This window comes from Hymenobacter negativus (assembly GCF_016056375.1).
In the GTDB taxonomy this organism is placed as follows: Bacteria; Bacteroidota; Bacteroidia; order Cytophagales; family Hymenobacteraceae; genus Hymenobacter; species Hymenobacter negativus_A.
Genome location: NZ_JAEDAE010000002.1, coordinates 265,414 through 280,158, shown reverse-complemented (window position 1 = coordinate 280,158; position 14,745 = coordinate 265,414). Strand labels below are relative to the sequence as shown.

12 protein-coding genes are annotated in these 14,745 nt (G+C 61.9%); 8 read left to right on the top strand and 4 right to left on the bottom strand.

The features are described from left to right. Nucleotides 1–81: 81 nt before the first annotated feature. Nucleotides 82–1,659 (bottom strand): T9SS type A sorting domain-containing protein, encoded by a 1,578-nt coding sequence (locus I7X13_RS06090; protein WP_198074783.1) that lies wholly within the window; start codon nt 1,657–1,659, stop codon nt 82–84. A gap of 22 nt (nt 1,660–1,681) precedes the next feature. Then, nucleotides 1,682–2,176, bottom strand: a complete 495-nt coding sequence (locus I7X13_RS06085) for a redoxin domain-containing protein (protein ID WP_198074782.1) — start codon at nt 2,174–2,176, stop codon at nt 1,682–1,684. A gap of 202 nt (nt 2,177–2,378) precedes the next feature. On the opposite strand from I7X13_RS06085, the gene I7X13_RS06080 reads away from it, so the two are divergent. From I7X13_RS06080 to I7X13_RS06060, 5 genes are all read left to right on the top strand, one after another. Next, nucleotides 2,379–3,314, top strand: coding sequence for a hypothetical protein (locus tag I7X13_RS06080; RefSeq protein ID WP_198074781.1), 936 nt, complete (start codon nt 2,379–2,381; stop codon nt 3,312–3,314). Between the two features lie 183 nt (nt 3,315–3,497). Beyond that, a complete protein-coding gene (locus I7X13_RS06075) occupies nt 3,498–3,974 on the top strand; it encodes a nucleoside deaminase (protein WP_198066935.1) in 477 nt (158 codons plus the stop codon). 129 nt (nt 3,975–4,103) lie between these two features. Further along, the gene (locus I7X13_RS06070; RefSeq protein WP_317191545.1) at nt 4,104–5,660 is read left to right on the top strand and encodes an FAD binding domain-containing protein; all 1,557 of its coding nucleotides are present in this window, start codon (nt 4,104–4,106) and stop codon (nt 5,658–5,660) included. Between the two features lie 156 nt (nt 5,661–5,816). Beyond that, the gene (locus I7X13_RS06065) at nt 5,817–8,108 is read left to right on the top strand and encodes a xanthine dehydrogenase molybdopterin binding subunit (RefSeq protein ID WP_198074780.1); all 2,292 of its coding nucleotides are present in this window, start codon (nt 5,817–5,819) and stop codon (nt 8,106–8,108) included. A gap of 8 nt (nt 8,109–8,116) precedes the next feature. Continuing rightward, on the top strand, nt 8,117–8,506 hold the full coding sequence (locus I7X13_RS06060) for an STAS domain-containing protein (RefSeq protein WP_394368575.1): 390 nt from the start codon (nt 8,117–8,119) through the stop codon (nt 8,504–8,506). 105 nt (nt 8,507–8,611) lie between these two features. Here I7X13_RS06060 and I7X13_RS06055 read toward each other — a convergent pair whose 3' ends face one another. Further along, on the bottom strand, nt 8,612–9,652 hold the full coding sequence (locus I7X13_RS06055; protein ID WP_198074778.1) for an RtcB family protein: 1,041 nt from the start codon (nt 9,650–9,652) through the stop codon (nt 8,612–8,614). Between the two features lie 193 nt (nt 9,653–9,845). Between I7X13_RS06055 and I7X13_RS06050 the strand changes: the two genes are divergently transcribed. The 3 genes from I7X13_RS06050 to I7X13_RS06040 all read left to right on the top strand — a co-directional run bounded on the left by I7X13_RS06050 (nt 9,846) and on the right by I7X13_RS06040 (nt 12,119). Next, nucleotides 9,846–10,241: a hypothetical protein gene (locus I7X13_RS06050; RefSeq protein ID WP_198074777.1), complete on the top strand. Its 396-nt coding sequence runs from the start codon at nt 9,846–9,848 to the stop codon at nt 10,239–10,241. 312 nt (nt 10,242–10,553) lie between these two features. After that, nucleotides 10,554–11,126, top strand: coding sequence for a Crp/Fnr family transcriptional regulator (locus I7X13_RS06045; RefSeq protein ID WP_198074776.1), 573 nt, complete (start codon nt 10,554–10,556; stop codon nt 11,124–11,126). A gap of 234 nt (nt 11,127–11,360) precedes the next feature. After that, a complete protein-coding gene (locus I7X13_RS06040; RefSeq protein ID WP_198074775.1) occupies nt 11,361–12,119 on the top strand; it encodes a glucose 1-dehydrogenase in 759 nt (252 codons plus the stop codon). A 104-nt stretch (nt 12,120–12,223) separates the two neighbouring features. Here I7X13_RS06040 and I7X13_RS06035 read toward each other — a convergent pair whose 3' ends face one another. After that, nucleotides 12,224–14,635 (bottom strand): glycoside hydrolase family 3 N-terminal domain-containing protein, encoded by a 2,412-nt coding sequence (locus tag I7X13_RS06035; RefSeq protein WP_198074774.1) that lies wholly within the window; start codon nt 14,633–14,635, stop codon nt 12,224–12,226. Nucleotides 14,636–14,745: the final 110 nt, after the last annotated feature.

Here is a 14,745-nt window from a genome sequence, read left to right as displayed (position 1 = left end):
CGGTGCCGGGGCTTTCTGGTAAAATACAGTGACTGGTTTTGACAGAACGGATTGCCGCGCTGCGCTCGCAATGACAGTCCCTTACTCGGTCACCACCAGCTTCTCGCTGCGCGTGCCTTCGTTCGATTCGAGACGCACGATGTACACGCCGGGGGCCACGCCCGTCAGCGGCAAAGGCAACTGTTGCGGCCCGGCCGGATAGGCTTTCTGGCGCACCACGGCCCGCACCAGCCGCCCCGTGGCATCGAGCAGCGAAACCGTAACCGGCCCGGCCCGCTCCTGCTGAAAGCTGATGCTGCCCGTGCCGCTGGCGGGGTTGGGGTACACGGCCATTTGCACGGTGCCGGGGGTGGTGGCCACGCCGGGCGCGGTGCTAAGCACAATGTTTTCGTCGCCGGCACGGTAGGGCAGCAGGTCGAAATAGGTGAGCAGCATTTCGGCGGTGGTGCTTTCGCCCCACTGCGTGGTGAGGGGCGGATTGTTGGGGTTGCGGGGGTTCTGGGCGGTGTTGTCGTACACGGCATCGGCCATGAGGCGCGAGCCGGCCGGAATTTTCAGTGGCGCGGTGAAGCGGAAGATGCCCTGCCAGCGGAAATCCCAGTCATTGATTTTGACCAGCTTAATGGTGTCGCCGTTGGGCTGCACCACCCACACTTTCCAACTTTTGCTGAGCAGGTGCGCATGGGGCGCGGCGCTGAGGATGGTAACATCGGCCGGCACGTTGAGCTGGGCGTGGAAGGTGCTCACCTGGTTGGCCGGAATGATAAACGGCCCGTTGCTGAGCGTGACCGGCGAGATGGCGGGCACCGTCTGGATGTAGCGCGTGACGGGCTGACGGGCAAAAAACACGTTCACCACCGACGAATCCTTTTGCGTCACGTAGTTGGGGCCGTAGTGCACCTGCACCAGCAGGGAGGCGTGGCGGTAAAGCTTCTTGCCCATGCCCGCGGGGTAAAACCGCGACTGCATACCCGGCACCCAGGCCGCAAAGTTGGTTTCCAAGGGGTTGAAGCCGAAGCCACCGAACTGCGTGTAGCCGTAGCCGGGCGCAGCCGCATCGAGGGCCTGGGCCTGCTGGGTGGTGTCCATGCCGATGATGACGTGGTGCACAATGCCTTTATTGCCCGGCCGAAACTCGATGGCCGCAATGTCGCGGTCGGCGGGCATGTTCACGGGCAGCACGAAAATGCGGTACATGTCCTGGCCGTTGCCCTGATGCGTGAAGGCCTGGGCCATCGGAATCACCATATCGGGCGTGCCCAGCTGCGAACCACTGGGGTAGGTGGGCAGGGCCGGCGTGAGGGCGGGGTTGCCCTGCGGCGTGCCGGCATCGACCCAAGCCCGAATTTTGGCGATTTCCGCGTTGGTCAGCGTGTTTTCGTCGAGGTAGTGGCGGTAGTTGGGGTCGGGCTTCCACGGCGGCATGTAGCGCGTGCCGGTCACGTACTTGATGGTCTGGGCGTGGCTCACCACCTCAGCGTAAGTAGTAAGCGGAAACGGGGCCACTTCGCCGGTGCGGTGGCAGGGCGTGCAGTGCTGATACACCAGCGGCGCAATGTCCTGGCTGAACGTGTATTGCGGGGTGGTTTGGGCCTGCACCACCGGAGCCGCGCCCAAGCAACTCAGGGCCAGGAGTAAAGTGGAGAAGTAGTGCTTCATAAGGAGCAGATTGATTTCAAATCTATTCAATAAAACAGCCCACCGGCTCGGTGCGCGGCACGGCGATGGGCCGGCCGGCAGCCACGGCGGCCAGCGCATCGGCCAGTTCGTGCTGGCGCGTCACGGCGCGGTGCTGGCCCAGGCCGGCGTAGGCATCATCGAGCCGGCCCTGATAGAGTACGGTGTGGCCATCGCCCGCCACCACCACGGCCTCGGGGGTGACGCGGGCGTGCAGCTTGTTGGTGAGCTCATGCCCTGCATCGGCTTGCAGCGGAAAGGCCAGCTGATAGGTTCTGGCGAAAGCTGCCAGCCCGGCTGCGCTCGTTTCCTTCGCCGGAAACACGCCCACAAACCGCACACCCTGCGCCCCGTAGCGGCCGTGCAACTCCCGCAATGGCAGCGTGGCCGCCTGGCTGATGGGGCAGGTCTCGGCCAGAAAAACGTAGACCGTGGCACGTGGCACGGGTGCCACGGCTAGGCCGAAACAATGCAGCAGCAAGAGTAGCAAAAGCGGCATAAGCAGATTTGAAGCAAGAAATTTGTCATTCCGACGCAGGAGGAATCTGAGATAAATCGTTTGAGTTGGTTTACCCGGATTCCTCCTGCGTCGGAATGACAATCACTGCAATTAAGCAATTACCAGACAACCGCCTGCCGGCTCGGGTTCCGACTTTTCGGCCCGGTTTTCGTTTATGCCGCTACAACTTCCCAACTCAACTATGAACACTGCTTTTTTACGCTCCTGTCTGCGGCCGTGGGGCACGGCTTTGGCCGCTGCCCCCCTCCTGCTGGCCACTGCTTGCTCGGCTCCGCGCGCCATTATTGCCACCGGCAAAGTCACGCCCCAGGGCGAGTTTCGGGTAGGCTATAACCAGGGTTTCAACCTGGCCACCGCGCCCCTGGCCAAAGCCGGCAGCGCCGTGAAGGAAGCCGCCAGCCAGGCCGCCAGCCAGCAAAAAGTGGACTACACAGACGCCACCACGCAACTGCAAGCCGCCGCCCTGGCCTACATCCTCGACCCGGTGCAGCCCACCGCCGACCTCAACATCCGCTACGGCATCGTGCCGCGCCTCGACGCTGGCTTCAAGTACGCTTTTGGGTCCTATGTGTTTGATACGCAATACCAGCTGCTTGGTCCCACCGGCTCGCCCGAAAACCCCGACCGGGGCGCGGCCAGCGGCACCACCTACGCCAGCATCGGCCTGCAATTCGCTACGCAGCGGGCCAAGCTGCCCAGCCTACCCTTCCTGTCCGACATCAACTCGGTGCTGAATTTTCGGGCCACGCGCAATGATTTGCTGGTGCCGCTCACCTTCAGTCAGTCGTTTGGGCCGGAGGAGGAAATCGGGGCCATCAGCTACGGCCTCGTGTACGCCCACAGCTGGGTGAGTTACGGCTTTGCGCCTACCAAAATCTACAACGGCTCGGTGCAGGTGCCCGAACTGCCGTTGCAGAGCCGCAACTTCTCCTCTTTCGGCGGCTTCGTCAACCTCAAGCTGGGCTACCGCTATTTATATGTCATTCCGGCCGTGTCCGTCTTTTACCAGAACTACGGCGACTACGCCCTGCTGAACGGCACCAGCACCTCGCTGAGCGGCGTCACGTTTGTGCCCTCCATCGGCCTGCAGCTGCGCATTCCAAATTTGATGAAATAGCTTCCTTTCGTCAATACTAAGTGGCCCGGGTGGCGTGTCCTGAGTGGGTACGCCGCTCGGGCTTTGCTTTTGAGCCCGCTTAAAAAACCGGATGGCGGCGAATGTGGCATTCCGTCGCTTTCTTTGTTGCCCGTTTTTCAAAACTTTACGCGTCACCCGTCGCCTCACTTTCCCGTCCCACCCATGGAAGCTCCCAACCCCGAATTCATGCGCGAAGCCATTCGCCTGTCCATCGACCAAATGAAGGCCGGCTTCGGTGGTCCCTTCGGCGCGGTGGTGGTGAAGGACGGCCAAATCATTGCCCGCGGCTTCAACCAAGTGACGACCACCCACGACCCGACCTGCCACGCCGAGGTCGACGCCATCCGCAAGGCCTGCAAGGAGCTAGGCACTTTCCAGCTCGATGGCTGCGACCTTTATACCAGCTGCGAGCCCTGTCCAATGTGCCTCGGGGCCATCTACTGGGCCCGCCCGCGCCGCGTGTTCTACGGCAACACCAAGGCCGACGCGGCCGCCATCGGCTTCGACGACCAGTTCATCTACGAAGAACTGGACCGGCCGATGGAAAACCGTAAATTGCCCATGACGCAACTCATGCGCGAGGAAGCCCTGGCCGGTTTCCGTGCCTGGACGGAACTGGAAGGTCGCACGGAATATTAGGTGGTAGGAACGCGCCACGGCGCGTTCGGCACCCGCGCCGCCCGAGAACATCGCACCCAAACGATTGCAACGACAGAACGCGCCGTGGCGCGGTCCTACAACCCCACGATTTCAACGATTGAACGCGCCGTGGCGCGTTCCTACGGCATGATTGAATTCTATCTCAACGACCAGCCCATCCGCACCAGCGAGGCCCCGGCCAGCGCATTGCTCGATTTCGTTCGTTACCACGAGCAGCTGAAAGGCACCAAAATCGGCTGCCGCGAGGGCGACTGCGGCGCCTGCACCGTGCTGGTGGGCGAGCTGAGCGCCGACGGCCAGACGGTGAATTACCAAAGCATGACTAGCTGCCTCACGCCGCTGGGTAATGCCCAGGGCAAGCACATCGTGACGGTGGAAGGCATCAACGCGGCCGGCAACCAGCTCACGCCCGTGCAAAAAGCCATTGTAGACGAAGGCGGCTCGCAATGCGGTTTCTGCACGGTGGGCTTCGTGATGTCGCTCACCGGCCACAGCCTGAGCAGCGCGCCCGCCACCGAGAAAAGCACTATCGCGGCCATCGATGGCAACATCTGCCGTTGCACAGGCTACAAATCGTTGGAGCGCGCCGCCGCCAAACTCACCGCTGAGCTGGAGCAGCGCCCGGCTGAAAACGCCCTGGCCTGGCTCAGCGAGAAGCAATTCGTACCCGGCTATTTTGCCGAAATTCCAGCCCAGCTGGCGAAACTTAAGCCCGCAGCAAACGGAACAGAAGCTTCTGCAGCAACAATAGCCGCTTCGGCCACGGCTCACGCTAACGACGGCAGCGTTTCGACCTCGCCCAACGGCCACGCCCAAAACCAGAACGACCACGGCCATACCAACCCTGCGCCGTTTACGCACGCCCTGCTGGGCGGCGGCACCGACCTATTGGTGCAACGCCTCGAAGAGTTGCGCGAGCAGCCCGGCGTGCGCCTGATTTTCGACCAGCCCGGCCGACGCGGCATCCGCCACGAAACCACCGGCCGCGTGGTGCTGGGTGCCGCCACTACCGCCAGCCAGCTCCTCGAATCGGACCTGATGCGCGGCCTGCTGCCCAACCTGCCGCAATACCTGAAACTGGTATCGAGCACGCCCATCCGCAATATGGGCACGGTGGCCGGCAACTTCATCAACGGCTCGCCCATTGGTGACCTCACGATAATGTTCCTGGCCCTGGGCGCGTCCATCACACTGCTTGACGCTGCCGGCGCCACCCGCGAGCTGGCCCTGCCCGACCTCTACCTCGGCTACAAAAAGCTGGCGAAAGCGGCCGACGAGCAGGTTATCGAAATTAGCTTCCCCGCCCCGCAGGCCGGCGACTTCTTCCACTTCGAGAAAGTATCCAAGCGCACCCACCTCGACATTGCCAGCGTGAATTCTGCTGCCTGGTTACGAGTCGAAAACGGCATCATCCAAGCTGCCCGCGTCTCGGCCGGCGGCGTGGGACCGGTGCCGCTGTACCTGGCCCGCACCAGCGCCTTCCTGCAAGGCCGCGAGCTAACCGCCGAAACCGTGAGCGCCGCCAACGAGGTGATGCAGTCGGAAATCAGCCCGATTTCTGACGTGCGCGGCACCAGCGACTACAAGCGGCTCTTGCTGCGGCAGCTGCTGTGGGCGCATTTCCTGGAGTTCGCGCCGGAATTGGCGGTGGATGAATTGATTTAGAACGAAGAAAACAGAACGTCATGCCGAGCGCAGCCGAGGCATCTCGCGTGCAGCAGTAACACAATGGCATTGGCTGCGCCGACCTTCGGTTGCAACGAAGCGAGCGAGATGCCTCGGCTACGCTCGGCATGACGTTCTCCTGAAATATTTACTAAAATGAACCACCTCGACCCCCACCGCCACGTGCGCGGCGAATCGCAGTACCTCGACGATGTACCCGTACAGCAGGGCACCCTGTACGCGGCCGTGTTTGAAAGTCCGCTGGCCCACGGCGTGCTCCACAGCCTCGATTTCAGCGCGGCGCTGGCGGCGCCGGGCGTGGCGCGCGTGCTCACGGCGGCCGACATTCCCGGCGAAAACCAGATTGGCGGCATCGTGCCCGATGAGCCGCTGCTGGCCGAGGGGCACGTGCATTTCCGGGGGCAGCCGGTGGCGCTGGTGCTGGCCCGCACCGAGGCGCAGGCCCACGCCGCGCTCAAGCTCATCAAGGTCGAAATCGACCCGCTGCCCATCATCACCGACCCGCGGGTAGCGGCGGCGCAGGGCGAGTTCATCGTGCCGCCGCGCACCTTTAAGCTGGGCGACTCAGAAGCGGCCTGGGCTTCGTGCGCGCACGTGTTTGAGGGCGTGGCCGAGAACGGCGGGCAGGAGCATTTGTACATCGAAACGCAGGGCGCCTACGCTTTCCCGACGGAGATGGGCGGCGTGCGGATGATTTCCTCCACGCAGGGCCCCACGGCCGTGCAGCGCCACACGGCCGTGGTGCTGGGCCTGGGCATGCACCAGGTGGAAGTGGACGTGACGCGCCTCGGCGGCGGCTTCGGCGGCAAGGAAGACCAGGCCACGCCCTGGGGCGCGCTGGCCGCGCTGGGCGCGTTCATCACCAAAAAGCCGGTGAAGCTGGTGCTCGACCGCATGGCCGACATGCGCATGACCGGCAAGCGCCACCCCTACTCGTCCGATTTCAAAATCGGCTTCGATGCGGACCTTAAAATCGTGGCTTACGAGGTCGAATTCTACCAGAACGCGGGCGCGGCCGCCGACCTCTCGCCGGCCGTGATGGAGCGCACGCTCTTCCACGCCACCAACGCCTATTTCGTGCCCAACGTGACGGCCACGGCCTACTCGTGCCGCACCAACCTGCCGCCCAACACGGCTTTCCGGGGCTTCGGCGGGCCGCAAGGAATGTTCGTCATCGAATCGGCCCTGGCCAAGGCGGCCGAGGAGCTGGGCGTGCCCACCCATGAGCTGCAGCGCCGCAACCTGCTGCGCGAGGGCGACCTGTTCTCGTACCGGCAGGCGGCCGAGGGCTGCCACGCCGAGCAGGCCTGGGACACGGCCGCGGCGGCGTTCGACCTGGCCGCCATTCGGGCCGAAGTCGCGCAGTTCAACCAGACCCATAAGCTCCGGAAAAAGGGCTTCGCGGTAATGCCCATCTGCTTCGGCATCAGCTTCACCAAAACGCCCATGAATCAGACGCGGGCGCTGGTGCACATCTACTCCGACGGCTCGGTGGGCATCAGCACGGGCGCGGTGGAAATGGGCCAGGGCGTGAACACCAAGATTGCGCTGGTGGCGGCCCGCACGCTGGGTATTTCGGTGAATCGCATCAAGGTGGAAACCACCAACACCACGCGCGTGGCCAACACCTCCCCCAGCGCCGCCAGCGCCACCGCCGACCTCAACGGCAAGGCCACCGAAATGGCCTGCCAAGCCCTGCGCGAGCGGCTGCTACGCCACGCCGAAACCGAGTACACGCTCAACTACGAAGGCCTCGAAATCCGCGACGAGCAGGTATTGGCCGCCGGTGTGCCCGCCGATACCAACTGGGAAAAGCTGGTGTCATCGGCCTTCTGGAAGCGCGTGGCCCTCACCGAAAACGCCCACTACGCCACCCCCGGCCTGCATTTCGACGCCACCGTGAACCAGGGCCACCCCTTCGCCTACCACGTGTACGGCACGGCCCTCACCACCGTCACCGTCGACTGCCTGCGCGGCACCTACACCGTCGACGCCCTGCAAATTGCCCACGACTTCGGCCAGAGCTTCAACGAAATCATCGACCGCGGCCAGATTGAAGGCGGCGCGGTGCAGGGCATCGGCTGGATGACGATGGAGGAAGTGGCCTACAACGCCGAAGGCCGCCTGCTCAGCAACTCGCTCAACAGCTACAAAATCCCCGACATCTACGCCGCGCCCAAGGTACTTGACGTGCATTTCCTCGACACGCCGGGCCACCCCAAGGCCGTCCTGCGCTCCAAGGCCGTGGGCGAGCCGCCGCTCATGTACGGCATCGGCACCTACTTCGCCCTGCGCGACGCGGTACGGGCCTTCCAGGGCCACACCGCCCTGCCGTTTTCGGCTCCAATGACGCCGGAAAAGGTGCTGGTGAGCTTGTACCCGGCGTTTGTGACGGAATCTTCGGTTGCAGCAACAACAGCTAATTAGCGGACGCTATGTGGGGATTATTGAAGGATTGGTTGCTGCCTTCGCCCCGTAAATCGCCCATCGAATGGAGAGGTAATATCATCATTTTTTCGATTGGAAAGGACTACGACATGGAAAAACTCTCCGAAATAATGGCGCTTAATAATTCGGAAGCCATTAAAAAAGCGACAAATATCATCGTCGATATTAGTGAGTTGACTTCCATTAATGTAACGGGTCTGGAGATTCTAATGCTTAAGGAAAAGCTGACGCATCAAAGCCCTTATAGCGTGGTTTTTTGCGGCCTAAAGCCTGAAACAAGGACGATATTTGAAACACTTGGTTCTAAAGTAGCATTTGGGGAACTGGTCAACTTTAGCTCTGTTGACGAAGCGCTCGATTTCTTGAAAAGAGTTTAAATAAAAAAGAGGCTGAAGCTCACGTAGCTTCAGCCTCTTCTCATTTCTGCGGCACTGTGAAAACAACAGCTGCGGCGGCTTTTCACATGCTAATCATATGGATGGCTAGATGCCAGTGAATTTCACAGTAACAATTGGCTGGGTTTCGTCGCACCGAATTAGATAGGGCTGAGTGGCTAGCAAAGCGGTCGAATCTTTGTAGGCAAAGTCGAACTCCTGCAGGATGCTGCTGTCGAAATCACCTTGTCGATTCAGCAATTCCGGAAAGCGTTGCCGGTAAGCATCCTTTTCCGCTTTTTTAAGGGAATGCCAGTGCTTGAGCGTATCGGTACGGCTGTGCTGGCGTCCGGCACCGTGCGCGCAGCTCCAAAGGGCTTGTTCGAGCGAGGCATCCCAGCGGTTGGGCTTGACGATGAGGGAGCCCCGGCTCATCGACAAGGGAATAACTACCTCGCCTTCGCCAAGCAACTGCGTGCTGCCTTTGCGATGAATCACCGAATCTGCCTTGAACTCCAGCAGGTTGTGGCAGCTGTCGGCGAAGACGGGCTCACCCGGCAACACGTAGCGGTTGCGCAGCAGAAAATCGTAGGCTTTATACACGAACTCCCGGCGGCGACTGGCCGCGTAGGTCAGCACCCGGTCGTATTCGCGGCGGTACTCGGGCGTGGCCAGTTCGAGCGGCAGCCAGTCGTGGCCCGGGTTGTACTGCTGCAGCAGCTCGCAGTTGTGCTGATACATGTAGATGCCCAGGTTGCGGCTACCGGTATGCACGATGATATACCAGTAGTCGTCCGAAGCCTCCAAGGCCAGGAAGTGGTTGCCGCCGCCCAGGCCTTCATCCGTCATGCCGTGCACTTCGCGTTCAAAGGCCCGGTAGTGCCGGGCTTTATCGAACGGGCGTAGCACCTGCTGCCGGGGAATACGCAGATACGCAACCCCGCAGCCCATGTCTTTACCGGTGACGAGCGGTAAAAAAACGTCCGTGGTTTGAAAGGCCACCCCCACCGGGATGGACCGCTCGGAGCAGTAGTGAATATCCGGAAATACGGCGATTTGGCCGATGGATTCTTTTTCCTCGAAAGCGAGAAGGGATAGTAGCGCGTTCTGCTCCACGCCGCTACTATCCGTAAAATAGACTGTTTTCACAATGTCTTCTTTACGATTGAAATAAAAGGGTCGCGCGCCGGGGAGCAGCCGCAAAAAATGCGCGCGATATCAGGAGCCTCAGCATAGGCTACGACAAAGGTACACGTGCCCGCCGGTTTCTTTCGCCGCATCTATGACGCCGGAAGGGGTTTTCGTACTTTTGCACCCCGATTTTTACGACCCTATCCGTTCCGTGCAACTTACCCGCTCTATTCCCCTCGGCACCCACGTGCAAGGTTTCCTGATTTATGCGGCTGGCGACACCGCCGCCGCGCTGTTGCTGCATCAGTTTAGCTGGCTGCGGCTGCTGGGCATGGCCCTGGTGGGCGGCCTGCTCTACTCCACGGAGGTGCCGGCCTACTTCCGCTGGCTCGATGCGCGGGTGCCGGTGCGCCCCAGCAGCGGCCAGCTGCGCAAAACCAGCCGCGCGGCACTCACCCTGCTCTACTTCAACCCGCTCTGGATTGCCCGGCACTACGTGTTTCTGGGCATTTTCGGGGGCGGGGCCGGAACGTTGTCGCTGGCGCTGCTGTCCGCGGCGGGCCGCTCCTTCCTGCTGAATGCCCCGGTTTCGCTGGCGGCCAATTAATACATTCAGAACCGAGTAACCACCGGCCGGCGCTTTATGGTCAGCGCCGTGTTCTCGGGAGTTATGGCCGTGTCGTATGCCCTGAGCGCGGCTTGGCTGTGGCGCACAGGCGACGCTTCCTGGCCCTTGCCGGTACCTGCCAGCCAGCGAAGCCAAAACGAAGAAGCTGGTACAAATAAGAAGAGCCCCTTGCCTAATCCAAGGGGCTCTTTCTATTGAAAGTCGGTCAAGTAGGGCTAGGGCAACTGGTTTGCGCCAGCACCCTTAGAATGCGTTTTCTTTGCGCACAATAGCCCTTTAGCCTCCGCGCAGATGTTTGACTTGTTTGAGAAGTACCTGCTGAGCAAGGCCGCTTTTACGGCGGGCGAGCTGCAGCAAATCGAAGCGGCCAGCGTCCTCCGGAAACTACGGAAGCGCCAGTTCTTGCTGCAGGAAGGCGAGGTATGGGCCTACTACGCCTTCGTGGCGAGCGGCTGTCTGCGCACCTACACCGTGGATGCCAAAGGCGCTGAGCACATCCTCAACTTCGCCGTTGAAAACTGGTGGACGGGCGACCTGCAAAGCCTGGAATCCGGCCAGCCTTCGGGCTACAACATCGACGCCGTGGAAGATTCCACCGTGGTGCTCATCAAGCACGAGCAGTTTGAGCACCTGCGTCAGCAGATTCCCGCGCTACACGAAATGGTCAACGGCCTTCTGCACCGCAGCTTTCTGGTAGCTCAGGCCCGCATTCAGACGGTCATCAGCTATTCGGCCGAGGAAAAATACCGCGCCTTTCTGCAACAGTACCCGGCCTTTGCCCTGCGCATTCCGCAGCACATGGTGGCCTCCTATCTGGGCATGACCACCGAAACCCTGAGCCGTATTCGGCGCAACCTGGTGTAGCGCCCTAGCCCACGCTTTTCGCAGCTAACATCAAATTAGCCAATACTTTATTCAAAGCCCGTTGACAATTGTCAACGGGCTTTTTTGACATATATCAATGGAGGCAGGTGGAGCAGTACGGGACCTTTGTAACGGTAAATGAAGCACGCCAAACGGCATCCGCTTCGCTGCCACGACGGGCGAAACCCACCCCCCTGTATCACCTATTTCATTTCCCTTTTCTCCCTCATTATCATGAGCAACAACCTGAAATTAGCCGGCAAAGTAGCCCTCATCACGGGCGGCACCTCTGGTATTGGCCTGGGCGCCGCCCGGCGTTTCGTCGCCGAAGGCGCCTTCGTATTCATCACCGGTCGCCGACAAGCCGAACTGGATGCCGCGGTGCAGCAGCTCGGTTCCAATGCCCGCGGCATCCGCAGCGACGTAACCAGCCAGGCCGACCTCGACCAGCTCTTTGCCACCATCCAGGCCGAAAAAGGCCAGCTCGACGTGTTGTTCACCAACGCGGGCGGCGGCGAGTTTGCCCCGCTGGGCGGCATTACCGAAGCCCACTTCGACAACACCTTCAACCTAAACGTGAAGGCCACCTTGTTTACCGTGCAGAAGGCCCTGCCCCTGCTGCGCGACGGTGCCTCTATTATCCTGATGTCGTCCACCGCAGGCTCGCGGGGCGATGCCAACTTCAGTGTATATGGGGCTTCCAAAGCCGCCGTACGCTCCTTCGCCCGCACCTGGACGTCCGACCTGAAGCACCGCAAAATCCGCGTCAACGCCATCAGCCCCGGCCCTACCGATACTCCCGGCCTCAGCGGCCTGGGGGCCGACGAAGCCGAAGCCGAGCAAATCAAGAACTACTTGGCCACCACCGTACCCCTGGGCCGCTTGGGCACGCCCGATGAAATCGGCAAAGCCCTCGTGTTCCTGGCCTCTGACGACAGCAGCTTTATCACGGGCACCGAGCTGTTCGTCGATGGTGGGGCGGCGCAGGTATAAGGAGCGAATCCACCTCTTCAAAAGAAAAGCCGGCTCAACTAAGCCGGCTTTTCTTTTGAAAAGGTAATGGTTGCCTGCATGTTGACGGGCGTCATCGAACATACCTACTCCGCCTTGCTCACAAACGTCTGCTTCGCCCGAATGTCCGTCGAGGAACTGCCGACCAGCACTTCGAATTCGCCGGGCTCGACTACCCAGTTCATGTTGCGGTCGAGCAGGGCCAAATCGTCGGGGTGAAGGGTGAAATGGATGGTTTTCTTCTCGCCGGGGGCCAGGCTCACGCGCTCGAAGCCACGCAGCTGGCTGTCGTAGGTGATGACCGTGCTGAGCTTGTCGCGCAGGTAGAGCTGCACCACTTCGTCGCCCTTTACCGGGCCGGTGTTGGCCACGTCCACCGCAATGTCGATGGGGGCCTTGGGGGCGGCTTCTCGGGGCGTTACCTGTAGGTTGGAGTAGGCGAAGGTGGTGTAGCTCAGGCCGAAGCCGAAGGGATAGAGGGGGCCGTTAGTGGCAGTTTTGCCGCCGCCGTTGGGGTCGCCGCCGATGGGCTGGTCGGCCTGGGAGGCGGGCTTGAAGGGGAAGTTGAACTCAATCTGGCCGGTGCTTTTGGGGAAGGTCATGGGGAGCTTGCCGCCGGGGTTGTAGTCGCCAAACAGTGCCTCGGCGATGGCCGTGCCGCCCGACGGGCTCGGAAACCACGCCTCCAGAATGGCCGGCACCTGGCGCGCCGCCCAGTTGATGGTGAGCGGCTGGCCGTTGATGAGCACCAGCACCACGGGCTTGCCGGTGGCGTGCAGGGCTTCGAGCAGTTGCTGCTGGCGGCCGGGCAGTTCCAGCGAGGTGCGCGAGAGGCTTTCGCCCACGGTTTTGTCGTCTTCGCCCAGCACGGCCACGATGACGTCGGCGGCCTGCGCTTTGGCCACGGCGTCGGCGATGCCCTGCTGCTCGGCGGGGCTCAGAGGGGTGGGCACCAGTTCAGTATCGGGCCAGCCGGGGCACACCACGTCGCAGCCCTTGGCGTACTGCACCGTGAGGCCGGGGCCGGCGGCCGCCTGCAGGCCCTTGAGCACGGTGGTGACGAGGTTGTTGGATGGGCCGTAGCGGCTGATGGCGGGGTCTGGGTTATCGGCCAGCGGGCCCACCACGAGCAGGTTTTTGAGCTGGCTTTTTTGCAGCGGCAGGCGGGCATTCTCGTTTTTCAGCAGTACCAGCGACTCGCGGTTGGCTTGCAGGGCGAAAGCCTCGTCGGCGGGCGTGTGCACGGTTTTGTCGGCCTGCTTGGGGTCGGGCACGTAGGGCTGGTCGAAGAGGCCGAGGCGGAATTTCACGCGCAGCACTTCGCGCACCCGGGCATCAACGTTGGCCTGGGCCAGGCGGCCAGTTTTCACCAGCTCGCGCACGTTGTTGATGTAGGTGGCGGGCGTGTAGAAATTGGTCCACACGTTCAGGCCGGCCTCCACGGCCTGGCGCGTGCCGTCGAGGAAATCGGGCGCCACGTGGTGCTTCTCGGAGATGAATTCCACCGCCCGGCTGTCGGACACCACGTAGCCATCGAAGCCGTATTGCTGGCGCAGCAGCTCCGTGAGGAAATAATGGCTGCCGCTGATGGGCACGCCGTCCCAGTCGTTGTAGCTGCTCATCACGCCCAGCGGGTGGGCCTCCTGAATGACGCGCCGAAATGGGTAGAGGAACAGCTGGTGCAACTCGCGGGGCGCCACGTGCGGGTCGGTGCGGGCGTTGCCGTCGCGCCCGCCCTTGGGCACGCTGTATACGGCAAAATGCTTGAGCGTGGAGGCCACGCCCTGGCTTTGCACGCCCAAGGTCATCTGCTTGCCAAGCTCGGCGATGAGGAAGGGGTCTTCGCCGTAGCACTCCACCACGCGGCCCCAGCGCGGGTCGCGGGCGGGGTCCAGAATGGGCACGTACACGTTGGTGTAGCCCAAGGCTTTGGCCTCACGACCCACGGTTTCGCCCGCGCGGCGCACCAGGGCCTTATCCCAGCTGCTGCCGATGCCTATGGGCGCGGGCAAGGGCGTGGCGCGGTCGTGGTTCAGCCCGTGGATGCCTTCGTTGGTGAAATCGACGGGGATGCCCAGCCGCGTTTCTTCCACAAACCAGCGCTGCACGTTGTTGATGCCCACCGCGTGCTGGCTGAACGGGAAGGTGTATTTGCTGGCGGCTTTCGGGGTGTTGCGCACGCCGTTCAGCTCCTCGTCGATGTTGGCGATGCCGTCTTTCCAGACTTCGTTCTTCCAGCCGGGCGTGGGCATCTCGTCCTTCAGCACCCGCCCAAACCCGTAGAGTGTGGCCAGCTGGCAGGTTTTTTCGTCCAGCGTCATCTGGGCCAGCAGGTCGTCGACGCGCTTTTCCAGCGGCTGGGTCACGTCTTCGTACACGTCGCGCCGGCCGTTTTTGTTGAAGTCGACCCAGCCTTTGTGGTAAAGGTTTTTCTGGGCGTGCGCCGTGGTGGCCAGCAGGCAGCCCAGGGCCAGCAGCAACGGTTTTCGGTTCATCATGGATGCGGACGGGTGGGACGGATGCGCCGTAAACTTCCCGCCGGAATGGCTCGAAACCAACGTCTATCTACGCAAACGTTTACAGATGTTCCCATTCGAACCCATCCTGT

Excerpts from the sequence above, each read along its gene's own strand:
- I7X13_RS06040 (WP_198074775.1), top strand. The coding sequence starts at position 11,361 with ATGAGCAACAACCTGAAATTAGCCGGCAAAGTAGCCCTCATCACGGGC.
- I7X13_RS06065 (WP_198074780.1), top strand. The coding sequence starts at position 5,817 with ATGAACCACCTCGACCCCCACCGCCACGTGCGCGGCGAATCGCAGTAC.
- I7X13_RS06090 (WP_198074783.1), bottom strand. The coding sequence starts at position 1,659 with ATGAAGCACTACTTCTCCACTTTACTCCTGGCCCTGAGTTGCTTGGGC.
- I7X13_RS06085 (WP_198074782.1), bottom strand. The coding sequence starts at position 2,176 with ATGCCGCTTTTGCTACTCTTGCTGCTGCATTGTTTCGGCCTAGCCGTG.
- I7X13_RS06035 (WP_198074774.1), bottom strand. The coding sequence starts at position 14,635 with ATGATGAACCGAAAACCGTTGCTGCTGGCCCTGGGCTGCCTGCTGGCC.
- I7X13_RS06045 (WP_198074776.1), top strand. The coding sequence starts at position 10,554 with ATGTTTGACTTGTTTGAGAAGTACCTGCTGAGCAAGGCCGCTTTTACG.
- I7X13_RS06075 (WP_198066935.1), top strand. The coding sequence starts at position 3,498 with ATGGAAGCTCCCAACCCCGAATTCATGCGCGAAGCCATTCGCCTGTCC.
- I7X13_RS06060 (WP_394368575.1), top strand. The coding sequence starts at position 8,117 with ATGTGGGGATTATTGAAGGATTGGTTGCTGCCTTCGCCCCGTAAATCG.
- I7X13_RS06080 (WP_198074781.1), top strand. The coding sequence starts at position 2,379 with ATGAACACTGCTTTTTTACGCTCCTGTCTGCGGCCGTGGGGCACGGCT.